Source organism: Alcanivorax jadensis T9, assembly GCF_000756655.1.
Taxonomy (GTDB): domain Bacteria; phylum Pseudomonadota; class Gammaproteobacteria; order Pseudomonadales; family Alcanivoracaceae; genus Alcanivorax; species Alcanivorax jadensis.
In genome coordinates this window covers 316,749-343,025 of record NZ_ARXU01000003.1, presented here as the reverse complement: position 1 = coordinate 343,025, position 26,277 = coordinate 316,749, and the positions used below count along the sequence as shown (strand labels likewise).

Sequence of the window (26,277 nt, the reverse complement as noted above, 5' to 3'; positions counted from 1 at the left end):
CATTCAAGCTTGATGTGATTCAGCCAGCGTCGCCACCCAGTCGAGCAGTCGGTTCGCATAGCCCCATTCGTTGTCGTACCAGGCCACCACCTGCACCATCTCGCCCTGCACCCGGGTCTGGGTGCCATCGACGATGGCAGATTCCGGCCGATGGTTGAAATCCACGCTCACCAGCGGTGCGTCATTGTAACCAATCAGCGCGCTGGCTTCTTTCGATTGCTGCTGCAGCCACTGGTTCAGACTGTCCCCGTCAGGGGTCTCTTCCAGCAGCAGGGTCAGCTCCACCATGGCCACATTCAAGGTGGGCACACGGATGGAATGACCGCTTATCTTGCCCGCCAGTTGCGGTAACACCTGCTGTACTGCCCCTATGGCACTACTGGTGGTGGGCACGATATTCTGTGCCCCGGCCCGGCCCCGGCGCGGATCCCGATGGACATGGTCCAGCAGGGTCTGGTCCGAGGTGTAGGAGTGGATCTCCTTCATCAGTACCTGGCGGATGCCATAGGCCTGATCCAGCCGGGTCAGTAGCGGTGCGATACAGTGAGTGGTACAGGAGGCCGCCGACAACACCTTGCTATCGTCGCGGACGTCCCTGTGGTTCACGCCATACACCACGATCTGATCGGCCAGATCAAACGGCACCGCACCAATGATGACCCGTTTGGCACCAGCAGTCAGGTGCCGCGAGGCACCGGCATGGCTGCGGAAATGGCCGGAGCATTCCAACACCAGATCCACGCCCATCTCACCCCAGGGCAACTGTTCCGGCTTCGGCTGTTCCAGCAGCCGGGGAGCCTGGTTACCGATACGCAGCATGCCTTCAATCAGCTCCGCCGGCTCCGCCAGACGACCATGGGTGGTGTCATAGCGGGTCAGGTAAAGCAGGTCTTCCGGGCGACCCTTGTCATTGATCGCCGCCAGCGTAAACGGTGCCTGCCAGCCGGCGCCTTCGCGCTCGGCAAGGGCACGGACAAAGGAACGCCCGATACGGCCGTAGCCGTTAATCGCGACTTTCACTTAGAGCAGGCTCTCCACGGCCTGCTGCACTGCCTCGGCAGTGATATTGAAGTGCTTGAACAGGTCGCCAGCCGGGGCGGAGGCGCCGAAACTGTTCATGCCCACGATCTTGCCGTCCAGGCCCACAAAGCGGTACCAGTAATCGGCGATGGCCGCTTCCACTGCGACCCGGGCACGCACGTCGGAAGGCAGCACGCTTTCCTGATAATCGCGATCCTGGGCCAGGAACTCTTCCACGCAGGGCATGGACACCACACGCACATTCTTGCCGGTGAGTGCCTTGGCCGCATTCACCGCCAGTTCCACTTCGGAGCCGGTGGCGATAATGATGGCGTCCGGGGTGCCGTCACCGGTCTGCAGCAGGGTGTAGCCACCTTTCTCGGCATCAACCAGCTGCGCCTCGCCACGCTCCATGCAGGGCAGACCCTGGCGGGAGAAGATCAGGGCGGAGGGACCGTCCTGACGGACGATGGCTTTCTTCCAGGCCACGGCAGATTCCACCGTGTCACAGGGACGCCAGGTGCGCATGTTCGGCGTCAGGCGCAGGTTGGCCATTTGCTCGATGGGCTGGTGGGTCGGCCCGTCTTCACCCAGACCGATGGAATCGTGGGTGTAGACCAGAATGTTGGGCTGGTGCATCAGCGCCGCCATGCGCACCGCGTTACGGGCGTATTCCATGAACACCAGGAAGGTGCCGCCATAGGGACGCAAGCCGCCATGCAGACACAGACCATTCTGGATTGCCGTCATGGCGAATTCACGCACCCCGTAATGGATGTAGTTGCCGCTGGCATCATCGGCGGTGACCGACTTGCAGCCTTTCCAGATGGTGTTGTTGGAGCCGGCCAGATCGGCGGAACCACCGGCCAGTTCCGGCAGCAACGGGCCGAAGGCATCCAGGGTGTTCTGGCTGGCCTTGCGAGTCGCGACCTTGTCACCTTTCTCCTGACATTCGCGGATATAGGCATCCGCCTGCTCCAGGAAGCTGGCCGGCAGCTCACCGGCCTGACGGCGCAGGAAATCCGCCGCCAGCTCCGGGTAGGCGGCTTTATAGGCGTCGAACCGCTGCTGCCAGTCACTCTGGGCAGCGGCACCTTTTTCGCTACCATCCCAGGCCTGCTTGATGTCAGCAGGGATCTCGAAGGGACCGTGCTTCCAGCCCAGGGAGTCGCGGGTCAGGGCAATTTCATCTTCACCCAGGGCGGCACCGTGGGATTCTTCCTTGCCCTGCTTGTTGGGGCTGCCGAAACCGATAACGGTCTTGCAACAGATCAGGGTGGGCTGATCGGTATTGGCGCGGGCATTCTCGATGGCCACCTGCACCTCTTCGGCGTTGTGGCCATCCACATTGGGAATCACTTGCCAGCCGTAGGCACGAAAACGTTCCACGGTGTCATCGGTGAACCAGCCTTCCACCTCACCATCAATGGAAATGCCGTTGTCGTCGTAGAAGGCCACCAATTTGCCCAGGCCCAGGGTGCCGGCCAGGGAACAGGCTTCGTGGGAGATGCCCTCCATCATGCAGCCATCACCCAGGAAGCAGTAGGTGTAGTGATCGACGATGGCGTGCCCTTCACGGTTGAACTGGCCCGCCAGCATCTTTTCCGCCAACGCCATGCCCACCGCATTGGCAATACCCTGGCCCAGCGGACCCGTGGTGGTTTCGATGCCCGGGGCGTCGCCATATTCCGGGTGCCCGGCGGTGGGGCTGCCCAGCTGACGGAAATTCTTGATGTCGTCCAGGCTGACACCGTAGCCACTCAGGTGCAGCAGGCTGTAAAGCAGCATGGAACCGTGACCATTGGACAGCACGAAGCGATCCCGGTCTGGCCAAGCGGGGTCCTGCGGATTGTGCTTGAGGAAGCCGCGCCAGAGTACCTCGGCGATATCGGCCATTCCCATGGGCGCACCGGGGTGCCCGGAATTGGCTTTCTGTACCGCATCCATGCTCAGGGCACGGATAGCGTTGGCGAGTTCACGGCGGGCGGGGGCACTGGACATGCAGGGCTCCAAACTGGCTGGTGGCTGAAAAGGGGCGCTATTGTCCCTCATGGGGGTAATAGCTACAAGCCGCAAGCTGCAAGCCGGAAGGCAGCCCGCAAACCACTGAAAGGCGGCCATGACGGCATCGGCGACATATCGCTCCCCCGCTGCTCATCGCCCGCCTGGGGCACTGGCGGCGCCCGCAAAAATCTATATCAATTTATTTTGATTTAGACTCCCGTTACGCTAGACTCCCTCTCTATGAATGCACAAGCACCCGACGCACCGGAGATCACTGATCATCTGGCGGGCTTCCTCAAGGCCGCTGGCGACCCGTTACGTCTGCAGGTGCTGCAGGTGCTGGGCCAGAACAGCTTCGGGGTGCTGGAGCTGTGCGACATCATGGCCATGAAACAGTCCGGCATGAGCCACCACCTGAAGGTGCTGGCCCAGGGCGGCCTGGTGGAGAAGCGGCGGGAAGGCAACTCGATCTTCTACCGCCGCCGCCTGCCTCAGGCGGACAGCGTAGAGGGCGCGCTTCACGGAGCCTTGCTGGATGAGCTGGATGATGGGCACCTGGATGCCGGTGTTGCCGAGCGACTGGAGCAGGTACAAAACCAGCGGGCGGCGCAAAGCCGGGCCTTTTTTGCCCGCCATGCGGAACTGGACGACCAGCAGGAACTGATTGCCGACTACGGCCAGTACGCAGAGCAGGCCCTGGAGCTTCTCACCCGGGCCTGCCCGGAGGGCCCAGATGGCAAGCGTGCCCTGGAAATCGGCCCCGGGGATGGCCAGTTTTTGCTCGAGTTGTCGACACACTTCGATACCGTGCTGGGCCTGGACAATGCCGAGGCCATGCTGGAACGGGCCCGCCAGAGCCTGACTGTCGCCAAACGGAAAAATGTGCAACTGATACTGGGTGAATGGCCCGCCAGCGCCCCCACCCTGCCCACGGTGGATGCGGTGGTACTGAACATGGTGCTGCATCACCTGCCGGCCCCCGCCAGCGCCATTGGTGCGGCGGCCCGGCAGTTGAATGAAGGCGGCACCCTGCTGATCACCGACCTGTGTCGGCACGACCAGCACTGGGCTCACGAGGCCTGTGGTGATTTCTGGCTTGGCTTCGAAGAAGCCGATCTGGTGGACTGGGCCGGCCGCGCCGGTCTGGAGTTGCAGGAAAGCCAGTTTCTGGCCCTGCGCAATGGTTTTCAGGTGCAGGTACGCACCTTCAGGAAGAGTTGAAAGTTTAAAGTTCAAAGTTGAAACACGAAAATGTCACCGTGCTGGCTCGAAAGCTTTGGGCCACGCGCTGCAACCTTCAGATGAAAACGCGGGCACGGCCTTTACGAATACAAAACACCCCACCCGCGCTTTTCAACTTTGAACTTTAAACTTTCAGCTAATGTTTTTGGCGCCTGTTGAAGGCAACGTAACGCACACTTGAATAACGGGAGCACTCCAGTAATGAGTGAATATTCCATCTTTACCTCCGAATCTGTATCCGAAGGCCACCCGGATAAAATGGCCGATCAGATCTCGGACGCCGTTCTGGATGCCATCATCAAGGATGACCCCCATGCACGGGTGGCGGTGGAAACCATGGTGAAAACCGGTATGGCCATCGTCGCCGGCGAAGTCCGCACCAGCACCTATGTGGAACTGGAGGACATCGTTCGCCAGGTCATTCTGGATATCGGCTATGACAGCTCCGACAAGGGTTTCGACGGTGCCAGCTGTGCGGTACTCAACGGCATCGGCAAACAGTCCGCGGATATCGCGATCGGTGTCGACGAGGCCGAAGACAAGGAAATGGGCGCAGGCGACCAAGGCCTGATGTTCGGTTTTGCCACCGACGAAACCAACACCCTGATGCCGGCGCCGATTTATTACTCCCACCGTCTGGTGGAGCGACAGGCGGAACTGCGCAAGAACGGCACCCTGCCGTGGCTACGCCCGGATGCGAAAAGCCAGGTCACCCTGCGCTACGACAACGGCAAGCCGGTGGCCGTGGACGCGGTGGTGCTGTCCACCCAGCACGCTCCGGAAATCAAGCTGGCGGACCTGCGCGAAGCGGTGATGGAAGAAATCATCAAGCCGGTACTGCCCGAAGAGTGGCTGCACAAGGACACCCTGTACCACGTGAACCCCACCGGGATTTTCGTGATCGGCGGCCCCATGGGTGACTGTGGCCTGACCGGTCGCAAGATCATCGTGGATACCTATGGCGGCATGGCCCGTCACGGTGGTGGCGCTTTCTCCGGCAAGGACCCGTCCAAGGTAGACCGCAGCGCGGCCTACGCCGGTCGCTATGTGGCCAAGAACATCGTCGCCGCCGGCCTGGCCAGCAAGTGCGAAATCCAGGTGAGCTATGCCATTGGCGTGGCCGAGCCCACCTCTATTTCCGTTAACACCTTCGGCACCGGCAAGATCAGCGACAACGCCATCGTCGACCTGGTCCGCGAGCACTTCGACCTGCGCCCGCGCGGCATTATCGAAATGCTCGACCTGCGCAAGCCGATCTACCGGCCCACTGCCAGCTACGGCCACTTCGGCCGCGAAGGCTTCAGCTGGGAGAAAACCGACAAGGCGGCAGACCTGGCCAAGGCGCTTTAATAACGACATCACTGCCGGCGGCGTCTTTGCGACGGCGCCGACAACATCCCGATAACGTCTGCCCAGTGAGGGGCGCTGCAGCGGCATGACCGCGAGGCTCGCAGGGCGGACACAGAAAGAGCAACGGCGCCCATTCGTCAAAAACGAATGGAGAACACCATGAACGCAAAAGCGAACACTTTCACCGACTTTAAAGTGGCAGATATTTCCCAGGCCGCCTACGGTCGCTCCGAGATTCATATTGCCGAAACCGAAATGCCGGCACTGGTCACCATCCGTGAAAAGTACCGGGCCGAACAGCCGCTGAAAGGCGCCAAGATCATCGGCTGTATCCACATGACCATTCAGACTGCAGTACTGATCGAAACCCTGGTCGCCTTGGGCGCGGAAGTGCGCTGGTCAAGCTGCAACATCTTCTCCACCCAGGACCATGCCGCTGCCGCCATCGCTGCCGCCGGCGTACCGGTATTCGCCTGGAAAGGGGAAACCGAAGAAGAGTACATGTGGTGCATCGAGCAAACCTGTCGCGACGGCAATGGTGAGCTGTGGGACGCCAACATGATCCTGGATGACGGCGGCGATCTGACCGGCTACATCCACGAGACCTACCCGCAGATGCTGGACAACATCCACGGCATCACCGAAGAAACCACCACTGGCGTGCACCGTCTTTACGAGATGCTGAACAAGGGCACTCTGAAAGTGCCGGCGGTGAACGTGAATGACTCCGTCACCAAGAGCAAGAACGACAACAAGTACGGTTGCCGCCATTCTCTCAATGACGCCATCAAGCGCGGCACCGATCACCTGCTGTCCGGCAAGAAAGCGCTGGTTATCGGCTATGGTGACGTGGGCAAGGGCTCTGCCCAGTCCCTGCGCCAGGAAGGCATGATCGTCAAGGTCACCGAAGCGGATCCGATCTGTGCGATGCAGGCCTGCATGGACGGCTACGAAGTGGTCAGCCAGTTCAAGGACGGAGTCAACGACGGCACCGAGGCGTCCATCAACAAGGAGCTGCTGGGCACCACCGACCTTCTGGTCACCACCACCGGCAACTTCAATGTCTGTGACGCCAACATGCTCAAGGCATTGAAGAAAGGCGCTGTGGTTTCCAACATCGGCCACTTCGACAACGAAGTGGACACCGCCTTCATGCGCAAGACCTGGGAATGGGAAGAGGTCAAACCGCAGGTGCACAAGGTATGGCGCAACAAGGCCGAGGGCGACTTCCTGCTGCTACTCTCCGAGGGTCGCCTGGTAAACCTGGGCAACGCCACCGGCCACCCCAGCCGCATCATGGATGGCTCCTTCGCCAACCAGGTACTGGCGCAGATGTATCTGTTCGACCAGGGCTACGCCAAGCACTCTGACACCGTGAAAGAAAAAATGCTCAAGGTGGAAGTGCTGCCCAAGCACCTGGACGAAGAAGTGGCCCGCTACATGGTGCAGGGCTTCGGTGGCGTGATCACCAAGCTCACCAAAGAGCAGGCAGACTACATCGGCGTGGACGTGAACGGCCCGTACAAGCCAGAGCACTACAAGTACTAAAGGCATTTTTACCACAGAGGGCACAGGAAACACTGAGGAAAAAAGAACGCACATTCAATGCGCATTTTTAACTCTGTGTGCTCCGTGACCTCTGTGGTGAAATAGCTTTTGATCGAAAAGGCACTAGCCAAATGAGCAAAAGAATCAGTTTTGAATTTTTCCCGCCGAAAACCGATGCGGGAAAAGAAAAGCTGCTGGCTACCCAGCAGAAACTCTTGGCCAAGAATCCGGAGTTTTTTTCCTGCACCTTTGGTGCCGGGGGTTCCACCCGTGACAACACCCGCGACATGGTCAACCAGTTGCGCAATCAACATGGCGATACGGCCCCGCATCTGAGCTGCATTGGCCAGAGCCGTGAGGAAATTCTGGAACTGGTCAACGGCTACAAGGCCGCCGGCGTTACCCGTATCGTGGCCCTGCGTGGCGATCTGCCCTCCGGCATGGGCTATGCCCAGAGCGAGATCAAGTACGCCGACGAACTGGTACAGCTGATCCGCGAGGAAACCGGCGATCACTTCACCCTGGAAGTGGCTGGCTACCCGGAAATGCATCCCCAGGCACGCAGCTTCGAAGACGATATTGCCCACTTCAAGCGCAAGATCGACGCCGGCGCCAACAGCGGCCTGACCCAGTATTTCTACAACGCGGATGCCTACGGTTACTATCTGGATGCGCTGCAGAAAATCGGCTGCGACGCCCCGGTTTATCCAGGCATCATGCCGATTCTCAACGTGGCCAACCTGGTGCGCTTCTCCAGCACCTGCGGCGCCGACATTCCCCGCTGGCTGCACAGCAAGCTCAACGACATCAAGGATGATGACGCGGCAGTGAAAGCCTTCGGCGAGGAAGTGGTCACCCGGTTGTGCGAACGCCTGCTGGCCATGGGCGCACCGGGCCTGCATTTCTACACCATGAACCAGGCCGGCCCGAATCTGCGGATTCTGGATAATCTGGGGCTTTGACAGGCAGCGACTAGTCTCGAGTCGGAGCCGCTGTAGGAGCGGCGCTTGAGCCGCGAACCTTGCGCAGCAAGGAAATCGCCGGCAGGGCGATCAGGCATTCAAGCACTCGACAGGCCTCATTCATAGCGCTGTGGAATCCTTGAATCTCTGTTGCCTCGCTACGCTCGGTTCGCACCTCAAGCGGTGCTCCTACGCGGCTTCGTAGAAATGGCGAAACCCTTGGAGCACCCCCAATCCAATCGAGCGTAGCTCGTAGCTAGATCATTCCGCTATTTCCCTTAGCGCATAACCGTATTTCCCCACCTGCTCCCTCCTCCCTAAGCTTGAATATGAACATTCATGGAGCTGGCCCGGGCCGGTCACAAACTGTCCCTGCGGCGGCTCACTATTCCCGGGCTATCATCTCTGGGAGGAGGTTTATCATGCCTGCCCGCGCACTGGCTGATTTTCTCGACAACAACAATGTGAACTATCACTGCTATAACCACCCGCCTGCCATGACCGCTTCCGAGGTGGCCCAATTTAGCCATATTCCGGGACGCCACATGGCAAAGACGGTGATCGTGGATGTGGACGGTGAACTGGCCATGGCGGTGTTGCCATCCGATCAGTACCTGGATCCGGACCGGTTACGCCAGGCGTTGAATGCCAACAGCGTCCGGCTGGCCCACGAGGAAGACTTCAAGGACCGTTTCCCTCTTTGCGAGCCCGGCGGCGAACCGCCCTTCGGCAATCTCTATGACATGAAGGTCTATGTGGATGACACCATGCTCAGCGAGGACTGGTTGGCCTTTAACGCAGGTACCCACACGGAAGTGATCAAGATGGGCATGGGCGATTTCCTGCGCCTCAGTCAGGCCCAGTCCTGCTCCTTCGCCATGCTGCATTAAATCTTGATAGTCATCTCTACCCCTCACCCGGTCACCGGGTGAGGGCCTCCAGTTTTCCTCCGGGCCCGCCGACTTCCTGTCATCACTCCTGCATTTCACCATGGTATGCTGACCAAAAATCAGCTGATGGAAATGCTTCGAATGTCCCGCTCCCCCCTGCGCCGTACCAAGATTGTCGCCACCGTTGGCCCTGCATCGTCCTCCGAGACTCGACTCGATGCCCTGATCCGGGCCGGCGTCAATGTGTTCCGCCTGAACTTTTCCCACGGCAACGCCGACACTCACCGGCAAACCGCGCAAATCATTCGCCGTTGCGCGGAGCAATGCGGCGAGCATGTGGCGATTCTGGCAGACCTGCAGGGTCCGAAAATCCGCATCGGCAGTTTCCCCAATGGCCCCATCCTGCTGAAGGCCGGCCAGGCCTTTGCCCTGGATACCGCCCTGGCCGACGACGCCGGCAACGATCAACAGGTAGGCGTGAGTTATCCGCCACTCCCGGACGATTGCCAGCCCGGCGATGTGTTGCTGCTGAACGACGGCCTGCTGGAGCTGAAAGTCACGGCCATCACTGGTACCCGGGTGGACTGCACGGTGCAGGTGGGCGGCGACCTGTCTGATCACAAGGGAGTGAACCGCAAGGGTGGCGGGCTCAGCGCCCGGGCGCTCACCGACAAGGATCTGGCTGACATCATTACCGCCGCCGACATGGACGTGGATTTTTTGGCCCTCTCCTTTCCTCGCGACGCTGAAGATGTGGAAGAAGCCCGCCGCCGCTACCGGCAGGCCGGTGGCCAGGGCGGCATTATTGCCAAGATTGAACGAGCCGAAGCGGTGGCTGACGACGCCACTCTGGATGCCATCATTGAGGCCTCCGACGGCGTCATGGTGGCGCGCGGTGACTTGGCCGTGGAGATTGGCGACGCCGAACTGGTGGGGGTGCAGAAACATATTATTCGCCGGGCACGGGCACTGAACCGCTTCGTGATCACCGCCACACAGATGATGGAATCCATGATTCATAGTCCGCAACCCACTCGTGCAGAAGTCTCCGATGTGGCCAATGCGGTACTGGATGGCACCGACGCGGTGATGCTGTCAGCGGAAACTGCGGTGGGCGAATATCCGGTAGAAACCGTACAGGCCATGGACCGCATCATTCTTGGGGCCGAGCGTACCTGGCAGGAAAGACGCACCGATCGTCCCATCAACGACAATGCCGACAACATTGATGAAGTGATCGCCATGGCCGCCATGCAGGCTGCCAACCGTCTCAGCAACGTCACTGCCATCATTGCCATGACCGAAAGCGGCAACACCCCGCGGCTGATGTCACGGCTGCGCTCCGGCATCCCCATCTATGCCTTCACCCCCTACCCCAGCAGCCAGCGCCGGGTCGCCATTCTGCGGGGCGTGCGCGCCATCCCCTTTGATAGCCATGCCATTGCCAGCGATGAAGTGAACCGCCGTGCAGTAGCGATCCTGGAAGAAATGGGTGTGGTTCAGGACGGCGACCGGGTACTGATCACCAAGGGCAACTACAACGATGCTCATGGTGGCACCAACACCTTGAAGGTGATCCAGGTGGGCGGCAATATTCAGTAACACACCGTCTGTCTTGTAACAGCCCCTAACCATTCCCATACGCAAAAAGACGCCAGCAGCGGAACGGCGGTACTAGACTCATTGTTACCCTTCCCACAGGAAGCATAACAATGAGAATCGGTCTGGTTGTGGACTCGGGTTGTGATCTGCCCAAGGACTTTATTGACGCTAACAACATCCTGGTCATGCCGGTGCCCATCCGCATCGGCAAGGAAATTTTCGTGGACGACCGCGACCCGCAACGGGCCCGGGAGTTTTACGCCCGCCATGAAGTGGACAAGAACCACGATGCGGAAACTGCTCCGCCCACGGTGGACCAGATCCGCACCCTGTTCCTGGAACAGGCGGTGGGAGACTTCGATTACGCGCTGGTACAAACGGTACCAAAGAGTCGCAGCCCGATCTTCGAAAACGCCACGGAGGCGGCCCATGCCATCCTCGGCGACTACAGAAAGTACCGTGAAGCCGCCGGTCGTGAAGGGCCGTTCCGCATCCGGGTCAGTGACAGCCAGACACTGTTTGCCGGCCAGGGAGTTCTGGCGGCAGAAACCATGCGGCTTATCAATGCCGGCATGAAAGTCGGTGACATCCGCCAGCGCATCAGCGACCTGACCCCGAAAACCTCGGGTTACGCTGTGGTGCCGGATCTCTACTACGTGCACAAACGAGCCCGCAAGAAAGGCGATAAGAGCGTGGGCTTTGTTGGCGCGCTGATGGGCTCGGCGCTGGACATCAAACCCATCCTCTGCGCCCGCCAGGACCAGACCTTCCCGGTGGCCAAGGTGCGTGGCTTTGAAACCGCCGTGGAGAAGATGTTCACCCACGCCTGCACCTGCGTGGAAGAGGGCCTGTTGACCCCCATCGTCTGCGTCAGCTACGCCGGCGACCCGGACGCGGTCTACCAGATGCCCGGCTTCAGCAAATTGAAAGCCACCACGGAAAAGCACCAGGTAGATCTGCTGATCAGCCACATGGGGCTCACCGGCGGCGTCAATATCGGCCCCGGTGCCATCAGTGTGGGCTTTATCTCCGACCAGATGGACTTTGCCTGAACCTGCCCGGTGAGATAAATCGACAACCGGTCGCGGGCAATATGGGCTTTATCGGCACAGAACCGAACTGAACACTCACCGCTGCGCTTTCTTGAGCGCCGCGCGGCAACGGCTTTTCGGCAACACCCATCCTCCTCCATTGCTGGCATAGTAGCGCCAGCCATAGGCAGGCTGCGCCAGACAGCCTGTATTCAGGGCGGCCCGGACTGTGCTCCGCGCCGCTATAGTGAAGGAGGAACCATGTCTGATTCCATCAGTACCTTGAAGAACAAGGGGCTGCCAGCGGACGCGCTGGCCTTTATCGAGTCCCTGCCCGCCGATCAGGCCAGCAAGCTGGCCGATACCGTCCTTGCGGCTTTGGAAACCAAAGACGCCAGAGTCGAAAAAGCGATGAACAACGCACTTAACGTCGTGCCCGGGCCCTTCCGCCGCCCGGTGAAGAAAATGCTGTTCGGTTAAGGAGATAGACATGCATATTGAAACTCAGGCCGAACTGCTCAAACTCAGCCGCCTGCTGGAAACCGAAGAAAACAACCTGGCCTTCCTGGACGGCCAGGATCTTGGCGCCCTGGCCACCTTCCGTGGTGCCGTATCCGGCTTCTTCTACGAACAACACCAGGACAGCTATCAGCGCCTGGCCGGCATCAGCAAGCTGGTGCCCACCGGTGCCAGCGCCAAACTGGCCACCACTGTACTGGGCTCCGTGCTCGCCGCCGGCATTGCCTCCGAGCTGCCCCCCGAACGCGCCATCAAGCTGGCCGACAAGCTTCCGGAAGAATTTCTGGCCAAGCTCTGCATCCATCTTGAGCCCACGTATTCCCGGGACCTGCTGGCCGCCATGCCTGACAAGATTGTCGCCTCTGTGGCCAAGACCCTGCTGGCCATGGGCGAGCACATCACCCTGGCCCGCTTTGTGGCCGTGATTCAGACGTCAGCCCTGAAAGCCGTCACCAGCAGCATCGAAGACGGCGAAGCCATGGTAAAGATTGCCCTTTACCTGGAAGACAAGAGCAAGCTGGACACCCTGCTGGCACTACTCAGCGAAACACAGCAACGAGCTACCCTGAAAGCCGCCACCGACCATGAACTGTGGCCGGCGGTACTGTCCCTGAACGGACACCTGAACACCGAGCTGCGCGGCCAGATGGGCAACCTGGTGGCCGAGCAGGGCGAAACCGTCATCAGTCACATCATTGAAGTGGCCAGCGAACAGCGCCTGTGGACCAACCTGCTACAAGCCGTGAATGCCATGGATAACCAGCATCAGCAGATGGTGGTAAATGTGCCCAAGCTGCGCGAAGCAGACATCATGGAAAGCCTGATTGCCACCGTGGCCAGCGAAAACAGCTGGGATGAGCTGCTCACCCTATTGCCGCTACTGGATCAGGAACACCTGACGCCGGCGGTGGATGTGCTCACCGGTAGCCAGCCGGAGGCACTGGGCCAGGCGCTGGGGCAGGCCCACGACAGCAAGCTGCTGGGTCTGTTCGGCCACCTGCCTGAGGCGGAGCTGCCCCGTGTGGCCAAGGCGCTCAAAGGCCTGGCAGCCGAAAGCTGGCAAGCCTTCCTGGCGCGCAACAGCGACGCTCACGAGATCGAGGCGCTGAAAGCGGAGATGGCGTAACCGCTTACTACGTTCGCATCTCTGATGCGTTGCATATCGACTATCAGTTTCGTTGCTGTATAGACCTGCGCACCCCCTTTGCGCCGGACAGAAAATGTCCGGCGCACTGCCCTGGATCCCTGTTTTCCCTGCCAATATTGTGACAACTATTTTACAATGCCCGCACTTCCAGGAAGGAAGCATCCAATAACGTATAACAGGGTTGAATAATATGAAGATGATCAAGGCATTTATTGTGGGGGCAACGGTTATCATTACCACTGGCTGCGCGACTGCGGTCAGCCCGGTGGGTAATGGCGCATTGTTCACCTCGGTGAAAGGCCCGGTGAATGCAACCACCAGCACCGGGATCAGCAAAAGCGGCCAATCTTGTGCCACGAACATCCTGGGGCTGATTGCTGTAGGTGACTCCTCTATCAGCACGGCCAAACAGAAAGCGGACATCAGCAAAGTTGCCAACATCGACCACCAGAGCACCACTGTGCTGGGCTTGTTCAGCAACTTCTGCACCATAGTGGAAGGGGAATAATCCCCTCCCAAGAGGCCCCGCACTGCGGGGCCTCTTTATTTACCTTCAGGGTACTGCGGTAATCCATCGTCAATGGCCCACCAGTTACAGGCCGAATCCGTATAGATATGAAACGCCGGCCGCGTGGCCAGCGGCTCATTCAAAAGCCCCGCCCGAATCCGTACCACGCCAGGTTTGCTCTCATGGCAGCTGTAAATCGGCGAACCACACTCCCGGCAAAACACCCGCTGCTTGCCCGGCGAGGATTCATAGCGTTTCAATAAGGCTTCACCACTGACCCAATGCAGCTTGCCGTTTTCCACCGGAATATTGGTCACCAATGCGGTGCCCTGGGCCTTACGGCACTGCTGGCAGTGACAGACCTGAATCGGTGCCAGCTCACCGGCGATTTCAAACGTGACACCGCCGCAAAGACAACTTCCCGTATACATATCCACTCCATTTTAGTTGCTGTAGGAGCTGAGGGGCGAACCGCGCTTGCGCAGAAATTCCCCGCAGGGCGGTCAGGCCTTCCTGAACTCGACAGAGCCTTTCGGAATAGATTGCTACCTGCTCGACTCATCCTTTTCATCCGTCTTCGCCCCTCAAGAGGAGCTCCTACAGCAGAACAATTTCCCGGGCCTGAGTCCCAAGCCTGAATCAGAGTTCCCAATCGCGCCGCCAGCGACGCTCCTGCAAGAAGGTATCAGCGCCTTTCAACGCACCATACCCTCCACCAGAAAATCCACAAACTGACGCACCTTGGGCGACAGATGCCGGTGACGGGGATAGACCACCCAGACCGCTGTGTGAGTGCAGGCATACTGATCCAGCACCGAGACAAGGCGACCGTCGGCCAGATCGTCTTCCACGTAGTAATCCGGTAGCTGCGCCAACCCCAGGCCCTTGCGGGCTGCATCCAGCAGCGCCATGCCGGAATTGCCCTTCCAGTTGCCCTGCACTTTCCATTGCCGGTGCTGATCCCCCACATCCATCGCCCACTGGTCCGCAGAGCCAAGCAGGCAATTGTGCTGGCTCAACTCCCCCAGGGTGTGGGGCCGGGCATGGCGCTGGAAATAGTCGGCGGAACCGACAATGTATTCCCGACGCGGACAAAGCTTGCGGGCAATCAGCGATGAATCCGGCAGGGCACCGGTACGGATGGCTACATCAAAACCCTCGTCGATGATATCCACCCGCCGGTTGGTGAAATCCAGCTGTATCGACAGTTGCGGATGGCGGGCCAGAAAATCATTTACCAGCGGCGCGATATAGCGCTCACCAAAGGTGGTGGCGCAGGTCAGCTTCAGCACCCCGGTGGGGCGCTGCTGATAATCACTGATCGCCGACAGCGCCTCCTGGAAACCGTCAAACAACTGACCACAGTGGTCGAAGTAAACGGCTCCCGCATCGGTGAGTTTCAGACGCCGGGTGGTGCGGTAAAGCAACTGGGTGCCCAGCTGGGTCTCCAGTCGCGACACCAGCCGGCTCACGTGAGAACTGGACACCCCCAGGTGTCGGGCGGCATCGGCGAAGGAACCCCGGCGCACCACTTCTACAAAGGCTTCAATACGATCCCAGTGCTGCATTGTTGCTACCTGACAATAATCTCTTGCTGAATTGTGCCTTATAGCTCTATTCGTGTCTGCGTATAGTGAATCCATCATTCGCCATGCCTTGCATCGCGAAACGCGTTAACGCCCTCTACTTATCAAGAAGGAATCACCATGAAATCCCGTGCCGCCGTCGCCTGGGAAGCAGGCAAACCCCTACAGATCGAAGAAGTGGATGTGGCCGGCCCCAAGGCCGGGGAAGTGCTGGTGCAGATCGTTGCCACCGGCGTTTGCCACACCGATGCCTACACCCTGTCCGGCAAGGACCCGGAAGGCATCTTCCCTTCCATTCTTGGCCACGAAGGCGCCGGTATCGTGCAGGAAGTGGGCGAAGGCGTAACCAGCCTGAAGCCCGGCGACCATGTGATTCCGCTCTATACCGCCGAGTGCCGCAAGTGCAAATTCTGTCTCAGCGGCAAGACCAATCTGTGCCAGGCAGTGCGCGCCACCCAAGGTCAGGGGCTGATGCCGGACAGCACCAGCCGCTTTTCCCTGAACGGCAAACTGCTGCATCATTACATGGGCACCAGTACCTTTTCTGAATACACCGTGGTGCCGGAAATCTCCCTGGCCAAGGTCAGCAAGGAAGCCCCGCTGGACAAGATCTGCCTGCTCGGCTGCGGCGTCACCACCGGCATCGGCGCCGTGCTCAATACTGCCAAGGTGGAGCCAGGCTCCACGGTGGCCGTGTTCGGGCTCGGCGGCATCGGTTTATCAGTGATTCAGGGCGCGGTGATGGCCAAGGCAGAGCGCATCATTGCTATCGACACCAACCCGGCCAAGGAAACACTGGCCCGGCAGTTCGGCGCCACCGATTTCATCAACCCCAAGGACTACAACAACTCCATTCAGGAAGTGATTGTCGAACTCACCGACGGCGGTGTGGATTATTCCTTTGAGTGCATTGGCAACGTGAACGTGATGCGTTCGGCGTTGGAGTGCTGCCACAAGGGCTGGGGCGAATCGATCATCATCGGCGTGGCCGGTGCCGGTGAAGAAATCGCTACCCGTCCGTTCCAGCTGGTCACCGGCCGGGTCTGGAAAGGCTCTGCCTTCGGTGGCGTGAAAGGCCGTACCGAGCTGCCCGGTTATGTGGATCGTTACATGAAAGGCGAAATCAAGATCGACGAATTCGTCACCCACACCATGGGCTTGGACGAGATCAACACCGCCTTTGATCTGCTGCACGAAGGCAAAAGCATTCGTTCGGTGATTCTTTTTTAAGAGGCAATGAATTCCGACTGCAGGAGCACCTCTCGAGGTGCTCCTGCAGCGGCTTCGTCAGAAAGGATAATCATGTCTGATATCGAACTGGTTTCCGCCACCAAATCCTTTGGTGGCTGGCTGAAACGCTACAAGCACCGCAGCCAGGTACTCAATTGCGAAATGATCTTCGCCATTTATCTGCCGCCGGCAGCCGATGAAAACGACGTGCCGCTGCTGTGGTGGCTGTCCGGCCTTACCTGTACCGATGAAAATTTCATGCAGAAAGCCGGCGCGCAACGCACCGCCGCCGAGCTGGGCCTTGCCATGGTCTGCCCGGACACCAGCCCGCGCGGCACCGATCTGCCCGGTGAGCACGACAGCTATGATTTCGGCTCTGGTGCCGGTTTCTATGTGAATGCCACCCGCGCGCCCTGGAGCCAGCACTATCGCATGTATGACTACGTGACCGATGAGTTGCCGGCACTGCTGCGCGACCATTTCCCGCTCAACGGTCGCGAGGCCATCAGCGGCCACTCCATGGGAGGCCATGGCGCCCTGATCTGCGCGCTGAAAAACCCGGGGCGCTACACCTCGGTCTCCGCCTTCGCGCCGATCAGCCATCCGATGCAATGTCCATGGGGAGAAAAAGCCCTGAACGGTTACCTGGGCGATGATCAGGAAAGCTGGAAGGCCTGGGATGCCTGCGAGCTGATCAAGGCAAATGGCAGCTCGCTGGCCTTGATGGTGGATCAGGGCAATGCGGACAACTTCTACACGGATGGCCAACTACAGCCGGAAGCACTCAGTGCCGCCTGTGAAGAAGCCGGCGTGCCGATCACCTTGCGCATGCAGCCAGGTTATGACCATTCCTATTTCTTTATCGCCAGCTTTATTGACGATCATCTGAAATATCACTTTCATCACCTGACGCAATAGATCTTTCAAGCAGAGCGCCATCACGTAGGGTGGATTAGCCTCAGGCTAATCCACCCTACCGCCCGGTCATTCGATGTTGTGAATTATCAAGCCTCCATGGCAACGTAACCCGGCTGCCGCTCAACCCTCTCCAACCAACCCCGTATCGCCGGATAAGCATCCAGAGAGAAACCACCCTGCCCGGCCACATGGGTATAGGCATACAAGGCAATGTCGGCAATGGAATAATCGCGGCCGACAAAGAAGTCCCGGTCTGACAAATGGGTTTCCATTACTGCCAGGGCGTCATGACCTTTCTGCTGTTTTTCCGCCAGCGCCTCAGCATACTTTTCCTGTTCTCCCAGCACATGAATCCAGTAGCGCGACGTGGCGATGTTGGGTTCGTGGTTATACTGCTCAAAGAACATCCATTGCAGCACCTGAGCCTGCTGAAACGGGTCCTCGGGCATCAGCTTACTGTCTCTGGCCAGATACCAGAGCGCCGCACTGGATTCAGGCAACACCCTGTTATCTGGTGTCACCAATACCGGAATACGACCATTGGGATTGATGGCGAGAAATTCTGCACTGCGGGTTTCGCCGCGGGTGATATCCTTTTCGATACGCTGAAAGGGTATGTCCAGCTGGGCCATGGCCAGCCGCAGCTTGTAGCAGTTGCCGGACGAGGCAAATTCATAAAGCGTAAACATCACTTTTCCTTGTGATAGGGCGCGAAGTATTACCGGTATATTCTTTCAAACCCTTCGACGCTGAAACCGTTCATACGCCGCTTGCCCACCAGAATGACGGGCACCCCCTTGCCTTCCAGTGCGTCAAAGCGTGCCTGGGCTTTCGGGTCTTTATCAATATCGTATTCGGTAAAGGAAATATTATTGTCATTGAAGTAACGGCGGGCTTTCTTGCACACCCCGCACCACTGGGTGGCATACATGATAACGTTGCCCCCACGCGCTGCCGGCTCCGGGACGCCCTTTCCGAGGCTGTCGTAGGTCACGCTCTCGAATGTATTGATGCGGACGTTGACGGCTTGCGCCCGGTCGTTATCGGCAGGCTTGTCACCAAAATGGACGCGCCCCTGCGCATCAGTCCAGGTGTAGATCTCTGCACAGACCTGCCCCGACAACAGCATGGCACAAGCAAACAGCAGTATCTTGATGCATCCCTTCATGATCCCCTCTCCTTTTTGCGTGGTCAGCTTACCGTCAAATCCCCCACCGAGGAACATGCGCAATATCCAAAAACTCGACCAGCCCGGGAAAACGGCAAAAAAAAAGCCAGGGCAGTGCCCTGGCTATGGCTCGGGAGAGCGAGACTAAAACCGGAAACAGTCAGTCGTTGATAAAACCCGCAAGGCGCTGATTGATGGTACCCACACACTCGCTGATGATGTCATCAATGATTTCCGCACAGCTCGGGTAGCTGTCGATCAGCCCCTGGACCATGCCAGAGGTCCAGATGCCACCGTCGATTTCACCGGAGGTCAGCGCCGCCTTACCTTTCACCCCGGCAACCAGATCAATGATGTAATCGAACTTCATGTCCTGGCCTTTTTCGCGCTCAATCTCGTTGACCTGGGTGGCGACCGCATTCTTGAAAACACGAGCCGTATTTTTCAGCGGACGGAAGATCAGCGCAGTGTCGAGTTCGGAGGCTTCGGCAATGGCGCGCTTCATGTTTTCGTGCACTGGCGATTCTTTCGAGGCCAGAAAACGGGTGCCCATGTTGATGCCGTCCGCACCCAGCGCCAGGCAGGCCGCCATCTGCGCACCGGTCCCAATACCCCCGGAGGCGAGCATGGGAATCTTGATCACCTTGGCCGCTGCCGGCAGCAGCACCAGATTGGGGATGTCGTCTTCCCCAGGGTGACCGGCACATTCGAAGCCGTCCACGGAGACCGCAGCCACACCCACCTTTTCTGCCTTCAACGCATGACGGACGGAGGTGCATTTGTGCACCACCTTTACACCGGCGCCTTCGAACAGGGGCATGAAGGGTTCCGGGTTACGGCCGGCGGTCTCCACCACGGAGATATTGTTTTCGCAGATCACCCGGGCGTATTCCTCATAGGGCACCGGCTTGATGGTAGGCAGGATGGTCAGGTTGACGCCGAAAGGCTTGTCGGTCATTTCCTTGCAGCGTTTGATTTCCTTGTCCAGGTCTTCCGGGGTGGGCTGGGTCAGGGCAGTGATGATACCCAGACCGCCGGCGTTGGATACCGCCGCCGCCAGTTCGGCATAGCCCACATTCTGCATGCCGCCCTGCACAATCGGATACTGGATACCCAGTAATTCGGTAATACGTGTCTTCATGAATGGGGTCCCTTTACTGAATTCAGGCCTGCCCCGCAGAACAGGCTCCGGGGGCGTTTGGATGGCGCCAACGTACTCAAGCCCCCTATTTTGCAGCAATGACAGGAATGTTCACCCCCTCGGGAATTTTGGCTAGCACTTGCCATGGATCAGGCAGCAAACGCCTGTTCTACAACGCTTTCCGCTTTCATCAAGAGAACGCCTCAACGAGCCTGGATTAGACAGCAACGTCGCTTTTGTATGCGCGGCCCAGGGTTTTTCTGGCCTTGCCCGGGGTTGTGCCGGTCCAGCGCCGGTAGGCACGACTGAAGGCACTGTGCTCGGAAAACCCCAACAACAGCGCAATATCACCCAGGGTCAGTGAGGGGTCCGCCAGATAATGACGGGCCAGCTGTTCGCGGGTGCGATCCAGCAGTACCCGCCAGGTCAGTTGTCGCTCGGCGAGGCGTCGTTGCAAGGTGCGCACCGACATGTGCAGCTCTGCAGCCAGACGCGGCAGGGTCACCGTCGCCTCCGGCAACAGCCTTACCATGGCCTGCTGCAGGGCCCGGTCGAAACTGTCGGAATCCGGCAGGGCCAGCAGCATGGCGCCGGCCTGGCGATCCAGCAGATTGCGCATGCTGGGATCACTGTGCGGCAGCGGCATGGCGAGAAAGTGAATCGGAAAACTGACGCAGGTGTGGGACTGGGCAAACAACACCGGGCAGCCGAAGAAGGCTTCGTAGGCCTGACAGGCTGTCGCCGACGGCGGCGGAAACACGAAAGACACCGAGGCGGGTGACGGCGGATCATCCACCAGCCGACGCAGGAAAGTGATCAGCGCAGCGATGGCAACGGTGTCCGCCAGCTCCCCGGTGGAATCTTCACCGGACCAGCGCACCTGCATCTGATCCCCCAGGCCCAGCACTTCCACCATATCCTGGCCGTAAAACAGCGTCTCGTAACGCTGGTAGGCCTGCATGGCCTCACCCAGGGTGCGGCAGGTGAGAATCAGGTAGCCGAGCATGCCCACATGGCGGGGCTGCACCATGGCGCCGATGGACAACCCCGGCGTCACCCGGTCCGGTCGCAGGGCCACCGCCTGCTGCAGCAGGTCACGCCATAACGGCAGGGGCACCAGGTCCGCCGGGCTACGGCTGTCCAGCACGGTGCGCAGGGCCGGCGCCGGCAGATTTTCCCGGTCCAGCCAGTCCGTGAGCAACTGTACCCAGGCCCCGGTGACGCGCATGGCTGTGGCCATGATGCTCTCCCGCCGTTCATCCAATGGCATATATTGTCAAAAATACGGCATAGAGTGTCAATACAAACCCGGTCCTCCATCGCACAATGACTCCATCATCAATCACAACGGGAAGATACCCATGGCTCTGATGGACTGGCTCAACAGCGTGTGGCAGAACAGCGGCCTGGCGCCACTGTGGGAAACGATCGCCCCCTGGCTGGCCCTGGACGAGCGGCAACTGATCTTCATGGTGGCCACGCCCTTCTTCATCGGCGTATTCCTGTGGGAGTTCCTGAAGATCCGCCACAATGCCGAGCTGGTGGATAGCCGGGAATCCATCCGCAACTTCATGCTGGGTGCCGGTTACCAGACCACCGAGCTGCTGTTCGCCGGCCTGATCGCCTTCCCGGTATATGCCTTCGCCTACCACCACCGCTTGTTGGATATCGAGCTGACCTGGTTCACGGGCGCCCTGCTCTGGGTGCTGACGGATTTCTGCTTCTACTGGATGCACCGTAGCTCCCACCGGGTGCGCTGGTTCTGGGCCGCCCATGTGACCCACCACTCTTCCGAGCGGATGAACTTTTCCACCGCCATGCGTCAGAACGCCACCAACATCTTCAATGGTGGCTGGTTGTTCTACGTGCCGCTGGCTTTTGTCGGCTTCAACCCGGTGTGGATCGGGGTATGTTATGCCCTGTCACTGGTCTACCAGTTCTTTATCCACACCACCTTGGTGAAGCGACTGCACCCGGCCATCGAATATGTGTTCAACACGCCCAGCCACCACCGGGTCCATCATGGTCGCAACCCGGACTATATCGACACCAATTACGGCGGCGTCTTCATCGTCTTCGATCGTCTGTTCGGCACCTTTACTCCAGAACGGGACGAGGAACCGGTGGAATACGGCATCACCCGCCCGGTGTACAGCAACAACCTGCTGGTGAACTGGTGCCATGAATACGTGGACATGTTCCGCGACATCAAACAGCGCGGCCCCATCGGACAGCGGCTGAAACATCTGTGGAAGCCGCCGGAGTGGGAGAGAGGGGAATGATTGAATTGATAATTGAGAATGGATAATTGATAACTGCGCGGGACAGGTTGTGAGTTTTCTAAACGTATGAGTCCGCGCCCCAGATAGGGGCGCGGATTCATACGTTGCAGAACATGACCGCGCTCTAATCGCGCGTTATCAATTATCCATTCTCAATTATCAACTGCCTTTCCCAGCGCCTGCTGATAAAACCCCCACGCCATCACCCCCGCCAGCAGATTACCGAACGCCGCCCCCAACGCCAGGCCGCCGAAGTCGCCCAGTTGGTAGCCCAGCCACAGCAACGGCAGATAGCACAGGAACAGGCGCAGGAAGGAAATCAGCATGGCACGCATGGGCCAGCCCAGGGCATTGCTGGCGGAGACCACCAGCATGCACACACCGAGCAGACCAAAACTGGGCGGCAACCAGCGAATCAGCAGTGTCAGGTAAGCCTGGACCGGTGCCGACTCCACCAGAAGGCTCGCCAATGGCGCCGCCAGCAACGCCATCACCAGTCCCAGCAGAACCTGCCAACCAATCACCATGGCCGCCGCCACCCGCATCAGCCGGCGCACGGTGTCCCAGTCGTTTCCGCCATAACAGCGGCCCAACCAGGGCGGCAGCGCCATGGTCATGCCCAGCACCAACACGATGGAAAAACTTTCCAGCCGACTAGCCATACCCCAGGCAGCCACCGCCTGGTCACCGGCCCGGGCCACCAGGGCGGTGGCCAGCATGGCCGCCAACGGCGGCATCAGCTGGCTGATCATGGCAGGGCCGGCAATCTGCGCGAACGGCCAGGCAGATACCCGCATCTGTAACAGCATGCCATGACGCTGTACCCAGCCCTGCCCCCGCAGGGCCAACACCAGGATGATCATGCCGATTGAGAAAGCCAGCAGGGACGCCAACGCGGCACCGGGCAGGCCGAACCCCTCCCAGTCACCAACCCCGAAGATCAGCAACGGATCCAGAATCAGGTTGAGCAGGCTGGTAAGTACCATCATCAACCCGGGGAAGCGGGTATTGCCGTGGGCCCGGAACAGGCTGTACCCGAAATACAGTACCCCGCCCACCCACATAGCCAGGACCTGGATCGCCCAGTAGGGACGGATCAGTTCGCGAATGGCTTCACTGGCGCCGATCAGGGAAAACGCCGGGGTTTGCAGCAGCCAAAGCAGCAACAGCAGCACACCCAGCAACAGGCCGCCACCGGTCAGCACCAGGGCACCGAGCCGGTTGGCCTGATCCTGCTGACCGGCACCGATGGCCCGGGAGATGAGCGCAGCAATGGCAATGCCGATCCCCACCTGCACCCCGATCACCAGAAACGACAGCGGAAAGGTAAACGACTGCGCCGCCAGCGGCGCCGTCCCCAACCGCGCCACAAAAATGCTGTCTACCAGGTAGAACCCCAGTAACGACATAACGCCAAGCGCCATGGGCCAGGTCTGCTGCCAGAGCTGGCGGACGAGGGACAATGTGGAGGGGCTGGATTCAGTCACGGGCAATCCGGGTCAATAGGGAAACCTGGCGAGGGTAACATGTTCCCCGTAGGAGCGGCGCTTGAGCCGCGAACCGTACCTGGCACGGCCTGTCGCAAGCAGGTTCGCGGCTCAAGCGCCGCTCCTACGGGGGATTCTTACAGCGGCTGGATACGATCCACCAGTTTTCCGGTTTCCACCAGCTCAAGAAACTCATCCCCCAGCCGCTGACTCTCCCCCACCGCCTTGCGCCAGTAGGCCTCGCGGCCGGCATCGTCGCCCAGGTAATGCTTGAAGTCGGTCCGGTCGGGCAGTTTGCCGTGAGGCAGACTGGCCAGGTATTCCCGCGATGGAGACACCAGCAGCAAACGACGCAGACGCTTGGGGTCGCCGTTGCGCCAGCGCAGGGGCTTGTCGAACCAGCCGGGGATCACCCGGTCGGTGAAGTGCGGATAGAGCACAATGCCCGCACTCTGATAAGGCAGGTCCAGGTGGTAATCGAGCATGCCGCCATCCCGGTAGACCCCATCCGGCGCCCCGGGCAACTCGCTGACCCCATCCAGCACCATGGGGATGGCCGCACTGGCCAGCAGAGCCGCGCGCAGGTTCTCTGCCCGCATGGAAATATGATGGGTGGTGAAATCATTGAGCGGCCCCACCGGCAAGGGGCTGCCGTCCGGATACACCAGGCCACGCTCCATGAACAGGCCGGTGGCCTGGCGGCTGAAAAAGTTGGTGCCGATCAGTCCGGCCAGCCCCAGGCCCAGACCCAGACCGCCGTTGCGAGCCATCAGCCCACGGCTGCGAATCACTACGATCACCAGCCGATAGTCCTGGTTATGCAGGATGTGCTGGTCGCGATCTTGCAGCAGCTCGGAGAGCATCGCCGCACAGCGACGACTCACTTCCCGGGAGGTAATGCCCTTGGGAAATCGCTGGCTGGTGTAGAGCTCCGCCAATCGCTCCAGCCCTAGGGCAGGATCCTGACCCATGGCGATAGCAGCAAAACGCCAGCTACCGATGGAGGCGCCGATCAGGGTACGACGTCGAGGCGCCCGGGGTAGAAAGTCACCGAACACCGCCCGGTCCAACCCGTTGATACCCAAAGCCTTGGGACCACCGGCAGCACCGGGAACAATGTCCACATCCTCGGCGCGTAACCCGTACTCGCGCAAATGGGCAATGGCATCAGTGCCTGCACGCACCGTTAGCGCGGAGGCTCTGCTGTGAATGGCGACCACCTGCTCTCTCCGAAACCGACTCAGGAAAGTTATGCATGCTACCCGCTATTGCCAGATTTCCGAAATTGCATTCTGCTGTAGATTCAAGGGGCCACAAACCAGACGGGTTGGTGCAGTTCGCTTGGGCTCAGTGCACCCTACGCAACATCGATGCTTGTGCCGCATCCATTCTCACGATCACTCAGTGCCAGCCAGAAACTCGCCCAGCGCCCGGGTGAATGCCAACGGCTGGCTCATCAGCGGCACGTGGCCGGAGCGCGGTAGCACAACATGACGGGCACCCATCAGTTTGGCAAAGGCGGCCTGCCCTTCAGCGGGATAGAGGGGTGAACGGGCACCGGTAATCACCGTGGCCGGCACCGGAAAATCTGCGGCGGAAGGTCGGTAATCATGACTACCGGACAGATACGCCTGCAGATAGGCACGGATATCCGCCAGCTCCGCCACCGGCAGCAGGCGAGCCCACAGCCCGGACCAGCGGGAGGTAGCCCGAAAGGCGGAATGCAGCTCCGGGCGACCGGCTACCTGGGCGAGAATATGGGTCAGCTGGCGCAGTACAGCCTCGCGCATTCCGGCGGCCAGGTTGGCGATTCGCCCGTGATCCGGAGCCGCGTCCAGCAATACCAGCAACTCCCGCAATTGCGAAAAGAAGTGTTCCTGACGGTCACCGAACAGGCCATGGGCCCAGTCAGGCTGGTTGGCAATGCAGGGGGTCTGATCAATATGAAGATAACGGCCCACCGGAGAAAAATCCCCATGGGCATGCCAGTGCAGGCTGGTGGTAGCACCGAGGGAATAGCCCACCAGATGAAAATCCTGCAGGCCAAAGTGGCTCACCAGGTCTTCCATGTCCTGCATGTGGTTATGAAACACATCGGCCTGGTTGAAACGGGCAGCAGCAGAATTCCCCGCCCCACGCAGATCCGGCATATAAAACTGATAACAACGCAGGTATGGCAGCACAAAAGGCAGCCAGTCGCGCCCCTGCATGCCCAGCCCGTGCAACATCAGCACCGGCTGGCCACGCCCCAGAATTCTCACATGCAGTGACTGGCCGTCCCTGGCAGGAAATAACGGCATTCCGATCCCCCGTTCTTCCGTGTTGTTATTCGCCGTACAGACACAGGTAGGCGGTATCCACTGCCACCTTTACCTGAAAACGGCTATCTGCCACCACTTCAAAGGTGTCACCGGCAGCAAATGTCTGCCAGTCGGCAGCGCCGGGCAGCTTCACGGTCAGTGCGCCGCTCACCACCGTCATGGTCTCGTGTTCGCTGGTACCGAACTCATAATCCCCGGGCGCCATCACACCCACCGTGGCGGGCTTGGTTTCGGCTTGAAAGGCAATGGATGCCACCTTGGCATCGAAGTATTCGTTGACCTTGAACATGCAAGGGCCTCCGCTGAGTCAATGGAGGCGCG

25 protein-coding genes and 1 riboswitch are annotated in these 26,277 nt (G+C 59.6%); of the genes, 13 read left to right on the top strand and 12 right to left on the bottom strand.

What is annotated here, in order from left to right; genetic code table 11:
* Positions 1–3: 3 nt before the first annotated feature.
* The gene (locus T9A_RS06245; RefSeq protein ID WP_035246069.1) at positions 4–1,020 is read right to left on the bottom strand and encodes a type I glyceraldehyde-3-phosphate dehydrogenase; all 1,017 of its coding nucleotides are present in this window, start codon (positions 1,018–1,020) and stop codon (positions 4–6) included.
* The gene (gene tkt / locus T9A_RS06240; protein WP_035246068.1) at positions 1,021–3,021 is read right to left on the bottom strand and encodes a transketolase; all 2,001 of its coding nucleotides are present in this window, start codon (positions 3,019–3,021) and stop codon (positions 1,021–1,023) included. It abuts the gene before it with no gap.
* A gap of 243 nt (positions 3,022–3,264) precedes the next feature.
* Here tkt and T9A_RS06235 point away from each other — a divergent pair, with 243 nt between their 5' ends.
* The 10 genes from T9A_RS06235 (at position 3,265) to T9A_RS06190 (ending at position 13,823) form a co-directional block, all read left to right on the top strand.
* The gene (locus tag T9A_RS06235) at positions 3,265–4,245 is read left to right on the top strand and encodes an ArsR/SmtB family transcription factor (RefSeq protein ID WP_035246067.1); all 981 of its coding nucleotides are present in this window, start codon (positions 3,265–3,267) and stop codon (positions 4,243–4,245) included.
* 222 nt (positions 4,246–4,467) lie between these two features.
* Positions 4,468–5,616, top strand: coding sequence for a methionine adenosyltransferase (metK, locus tag T9A_RS06230; protein ID WP_035246064.1), 1,149 nt, complete (start codon positions 4,468–4,470; stop codon positions 5,614–5,616).
* A 61-nt stretch (positions 5,617–5,677) separates the two neighbouring features.
* Positions 5,678–5,755: riboswitch (S-adenosyl-L-homocysteine riboswitch) on the top strand.
* Positions 5,756–5,775: 20 nt separating this feature from the next.
* The gene (gene ahcY, locus T9A_RS06225) at positions 5,776–7,164 is read left to right on the top strand and encodes an adenosylhomocysteinase (protein WP_035246062.1); all 1,389 of its coding nucleotides are present in this window, start codon (positions 5,776–5,778) and stop codon (positions 7,162–7,164) included.
* A 131-nt stretch (positions 7,165–7,295) separates the two neighbouring features.
* Complete coding sequence (metF, locus tag T9A_RS06220; RefSeq protein ID WP_035246060.1) at positions 7,296–8,126, top strand: methylenetetrahydrofolate reductase [NAD(P)H]; 831 nt, start codon at positions 7,296–7,298, stop codon at positions 8,124–8,126.
* 422 nt (positions 8,127–8,548) lie between these two features.
* Positions 8,549–9,016: an aminoacyl-tRNA deacylase gene (locus T9A_RS06215; RefSeq protein WP_035246058.1), complete on the top strand. Its 468-nt coding sequence runs from the start codon at positions 8,549–8,551 to the stop codon at positions 9,014–9,016.
* A gap of 132 nt (positions 9,017–9,148) precedes the next feature.
* Positions 9,149–10,618, top strand: a complete 1,470-nt coding sequence (gene pyk, locus T9A_RS06210) for a pyruvate kinase (protein WP_084573416.1) — start codon at positions 9,149–9,151, stop codon at positions 10,616–10,618.
* Positions 10,619–10,728: 110 nt separating this feature from the next.
* The gene (locus T9A_RS06205; protein ID WP_035246056.1) at positions 10,729–11,670 is read left to right on the top strand and encodes a DegV family protein; all 942 of its coding nucleotides are present in this window, start codon (positions 10,729–10,731) and stop codon (positions 11,668–11,670) included.
* Between the two features lie 240 nt (positions 11,671–11,910).
* Positions 11,911–12,129 (top strand): hypothetical protein, encoded by a 219-nt coding sequence (locus tag T9A_RS06200; protein WP_007151188.1) that lies wholly within the window; start codon positions 11,911–11,913, stop codon positions 12,127–12,129.
* A 10-nt stretch (positions 12,130–12,139) separates the two neighbouring features.
* Positions 12,140–13,294, top strand: a complete 1,155-nt coding sequence (locus T9A_RS06195) for a hypothetical protein (protein ID WP_035246054.1) — start codon at positions 12,140–12,142, stop codon at positions 13,292–13,294.
* A 211-nt stretch (positions 13,295–13,505) separates the two neighbouring features.
* Positions 13,506–13,823, top strand: coding sequence for a TRL-like family protein (locus T9A_RS06190; RefSeq protein WP_052042547.1), 318 nt, complete (start codon positions 13,506–13,508; stop codon positions 13,821–13,823).
* Positions 13,824–13,858: 35 nt separating this feature from the next.
* On the opposite strand, the gene T9A_RS06185 is transcribed toward T9A_RS06190, so the two are convergent.
* Both T9A_RS06185 and T9A_RS06180 read right to left on the bottom strand, forming a co-directional pair.
* Entirely contained in the window at positions 13,859–14,254 is a 396-nt protein-coding gene (locus tag T9A_RS06185) for a GFA family protein (RefSeq protein WP_035246052.1), read from the bottom strand.
* 264 nt (positions 14,255–14,518) lie between these two features.
* Positions 14,519–15,391, bottom strand: coding sequence for a LysR family transcriptional regulator (locus tag T9A_RS06180; protein ID WP_035246050.1), 873 nt, complete (start codon positions 15,389–15,391; stop codon positions 14,519–14,521).
* 138 nt (positions 15,392–15,529) lie between these two features.
* Between T9A_RS06180 and T9A_RS06175 the strand changes: the two genes are divergently transcribed.
* Both T9A_RS06175 and fghA read left to right on the top strand, forming a co-directional pair.
* Positions 15,530–16,639 carry an S-(hydroxymethyl)glutathione dehydrogenase/class III alcohol dehydrogenase gene (locus T9A_RS06175; RefSeq protein WP_035246048.1) on the top strand — a complete coding sequence of 370 codons (1,110 nt, stop codon included), beginning with the start codon at positions 15,530–15,532 and terminating at the stop codon, positions 16,637–16,639.
* A gap of 72 nt (positions 16,640–16,711) precedes the next feature.
* Positions 16,712–17,557 carry an S-formylglutathione hydrolase gene (fghA, locus tag T9A_RS06170; protein ID WP_035246047.1) on the top strand — a complete coding sequence of 282 codons (846 nt, stop codon included), beginning with the start codon at positions 16,712–16,714 and terminating at the stop codon, positions 17,555–17,557.
* Positions 17,558–17,643: 86 nt separating this feature from the next.
* On the opposite strand, the gene T9A_RS06165 is transcribed toward fghA, so the two are convergent.
* The 4 genes from T9A_RS06165 to T9A_RS06150 all read right to left on the bottom strand — a co-directional run bounded on the left by T9A_RS06165 (position 17,644) and on the right by T9A_RS06150 (position 21,106).
* On the bottom strand, positions 17,644–18,246 hold the full coding sequence (locus T9A_RS06165) for a glutathione S-transferase family protein (RefSeq protein ID WP_035246045.1): 603 nt from the start codon (positions 18,244–18,246) through the stop codon (positions 17,644–17,646).
* A gap of 29 nt (positions 18,247–18,275) precedes the next feature.
* On the bottom strand, positions 18,276–18,725 hold the full coding sequence (locus tag T9A_RS06160; RefSeq protein ID WP_035246043.1) for a glutaredoxin family protein: 450 nt from the start codon (positions 18,723–18,725) through the stop codon (positions 18,276–18,278).
* Positions 18,726–18,885: 160 nt separating this feature from the next.
* A complete protein-coding gene (locus tag T9A_RS06155; RefSeq protein ID WP_035246041.1) occupies positions 18,886–19,866 on the bottom strand; it encodes an NAD(P)H-dependent flavin oxidoreductase in 981 nt (326 codons plus the stop codon).
* 217 nt (positions 19,867–20,083) lie between these two features.
* Positions 20,084–21,106, bottom strand: coding sequence for a helix-turn-helix domain-containing protein (locus T9A_RS06150; RefSeq protein WP_035246039.1), 1,023 nt, complete (start codon positions 21,104–21,106; stop codon positions 20,084–20,086).
* A gap of 121 nt (positions 21,107–21,227) precedes the next feature.
* Here T9A_RS06150 and T9A_RS06145 point away from each other — a divergent pair, with 121 nt between their 5' ends.
* Complete coding sequence (locus tag T9A_RS06145) at positions 21,228–22,148, top strand: sterol desaturase family protein (protein WP_035246037.1); 921 nt, start codon at positions 21,228–21,230, stop codon at positions 22,146–22,148.
* 152 nt (positions 22,149–22,300) lie between these two features.
* Here the strand turns inward: T9A_RS06145 and T9A_RS06140 are convergent, their stop codons facing one another.
* The 4 genes from T9A_RS06140 to ppnP form a co-directional block, all read right to left on the bottom strand.
* Complete coding sequence (locus T9A_RS06140; protein WP_052042573.1) at positions 22,301–23,572, bottom strand: MATE family efflux transporter; 1,272 nt, start codon at positions 23,570–23,572, stop codon at positions 22,301–22,303.
* 200 nt (positions 23,573–23,772) lie between these two features.
* Positions 23,773–24,855 (bottom strand): hypothetical protein, encoded by a 1,083-nt coding sequence (locus tag T9A_RS06135; RefSeq protein WP_035246034.1) that lies wholly within the window; start codon positions 24,853–24,855, stop codon positions 23,773–23,775.
* A gap of 177 nt (positions 24,856–25,032) precedes the next feature.
* Positions 25,033–25,935, bottom strand: coding sequence for an alpha/beta fold hydrolase (locus T9A_RS06130; RefSeq protein WP_052042544.1), 903 nt, complete (start codon positions 25,933–25,935; stop codon positions 25,033–25,035).
* Between the two features lie 25 nt (positions 25,936–25,960).
* A complete protein-coding gene (ppnP, locus tag T9A_RS06125) occupies positions 25,961–26,245 on the bottom strand; it encodes a pyrimidine/purine nucleoside phosphorylase (RefSeq protein WP_035246033.1) in 285 nt (94 codons plus the stop codon).
* Between the last annotated feature and the right edge of the window lie 32 nt (positions 26,246–26,277).

Coding starts and splice junctions, on each gene's coding strand:
- tkt (WP_035246068.1), bottom strand. CDS start 3,021: ATGTCCAGTGCCCCCGCCCGCCGTGAACTCGCCAACGCTATCCGTGCC.
- T9A_RS06235 (WP_035246067.1), top strand. CDS start 3,265: ATGAATGCACAAGCACCCGACGCACCGGAGATCACTGATCATCTGGCG.
- metK (WP_035246064.1), top strand. CDS start 4,468: ATGAGTGAATATTCCATCTTTACCTCCGAATCTGTATCCGAAGGCCAC.
- ahcY (WP_035246062.1), top strand. CDS start 5,776: ATGAACGCAAAAGCGAACACTTTCACCGACTTTAAAGTGGCAGATATT.
- metF (WP_035246060.1), top strand. CDS start 7,296: ATGAGCAAAAGAATCAGTTTTGAATTTTTCCCGCCGAAAACCGATGCG.
- T9A_RS06215 (WP_035246058.1), top strand. CDS start 8,549: ATGCCTGCCCGCGCACTGGCTGATTTTCTCGACAACAACAATGTGAAC.
- pyk (WP_084573416.1), top strand. CDS start 9,149: ATGCTTCGAATGTCCCGCTCCCCCCTGCGCCGTACCAAGATTGTCGCC.
- T9A_RS06205 (WP_035246056.1), top strand. CDS start 10,729: ATGAGAATCGGTCTGGTTGTGGACTCGGGTTGTGATCTGCCCAAGGAC.
- T9A_RS06200 (WP_007151188.1), top strand. CDS start 11,911: ATGTCTGATTCCATCAGTACCTTGAAGAACAAGGGGCTGCCAGCGGAC.
- T9A_RS06195 (WP_035246054.1), top strand. CDS start 12,140: ATGCATATTGAAACTCAGGCCGAACTGCTCAAACTCAGCCGCCTGCTG.
- T9A_RS06190 (WP_052042547.1), top strand. CDS start 13,506: ATGAAGATGATCAAGGCATTTATTGTGGGGGCAACGGTTATCATTACC.
- T9A_RS06185 (WP_035246052.1), bottom strand. CDS start 14,254: ATGTATACGGGAAGTTGTCTTTGCGGCGGTGTCACGTTTGAAATCGCC.
- T9A_RS06180 (WP_035246050.1), bottom strand. CDS start 15,391: ATGCAGCACTGGGATCGTATTGAAGCCTTTGTAGAAGTGGTGCGCCGG.
- T9A_RS06175 (WP_035246048.1), top strand. CDS start 15,530: ATGAAATCCCGTGCCGCCGTCGCCTGGGAAGCAGGCAAACCCCTACAG.
- fghA (WP_035246047.1), top strand. CDS start 16,712: ATGTCTGATATCGAACTGGTTTCCGCCACCAAATCCTTTGGTGGCTGG.
- T9A_RS06165 (WP_035246045.1), bottom strand. CDS start 18,246: ATGTTTACGCTTTATGAATTTGCCTCGTCCGGCAACTGCTACAAGCTG.
- T9A_RS06160 (WP_035246043.1), bottom strand. CDS start 18,725: ATGAAGGGATGCATCAAGATACTGCTGTTTGCTTGTGCCATGCTGTTG.
- T9A_RS06155 (WP_035246041.1), bottom strand. CDS start 19,866: ATGAAGACACGTATTACCGAATTACTGGGTATCCAGTATCCGATTGTG.
- T9A_RS06150 (WP_035246039.1), bottom strand. CDS start 21,106: ATGGCCACAGCCATGCGCGTCACCGGGGCCTGGGTACAGTTGCTCACG.
- T9A_RS06145 (WP_035246037.1), top strand. CDS start 21,228: ATGGCTCTGATGGACTGGCTCAACAGCGTGTGGCAGAACAGCGGCCTG.
- T9A_RS06140 (WP_052042573.1), bottom strand. CDS start 23,572: ATGGCGCTTGGCGTTATGTCGTTACTGGGGTTCTACCTGGTAGACAGC.
- T9A_RS06130 (WP_052042544.1), bottom strand. CDS start 25,935: ATGCCGTTATTTCCTGCCAGGGACGGCCAGTCACTGCATGTGAGAATT.
- ppnP (WP_035246033.1), bottom strand. CDS start 26,245: ATGTTCAAGGTCAACGAATACTTCGATGCCAAGGTGGCATCCATTGCC.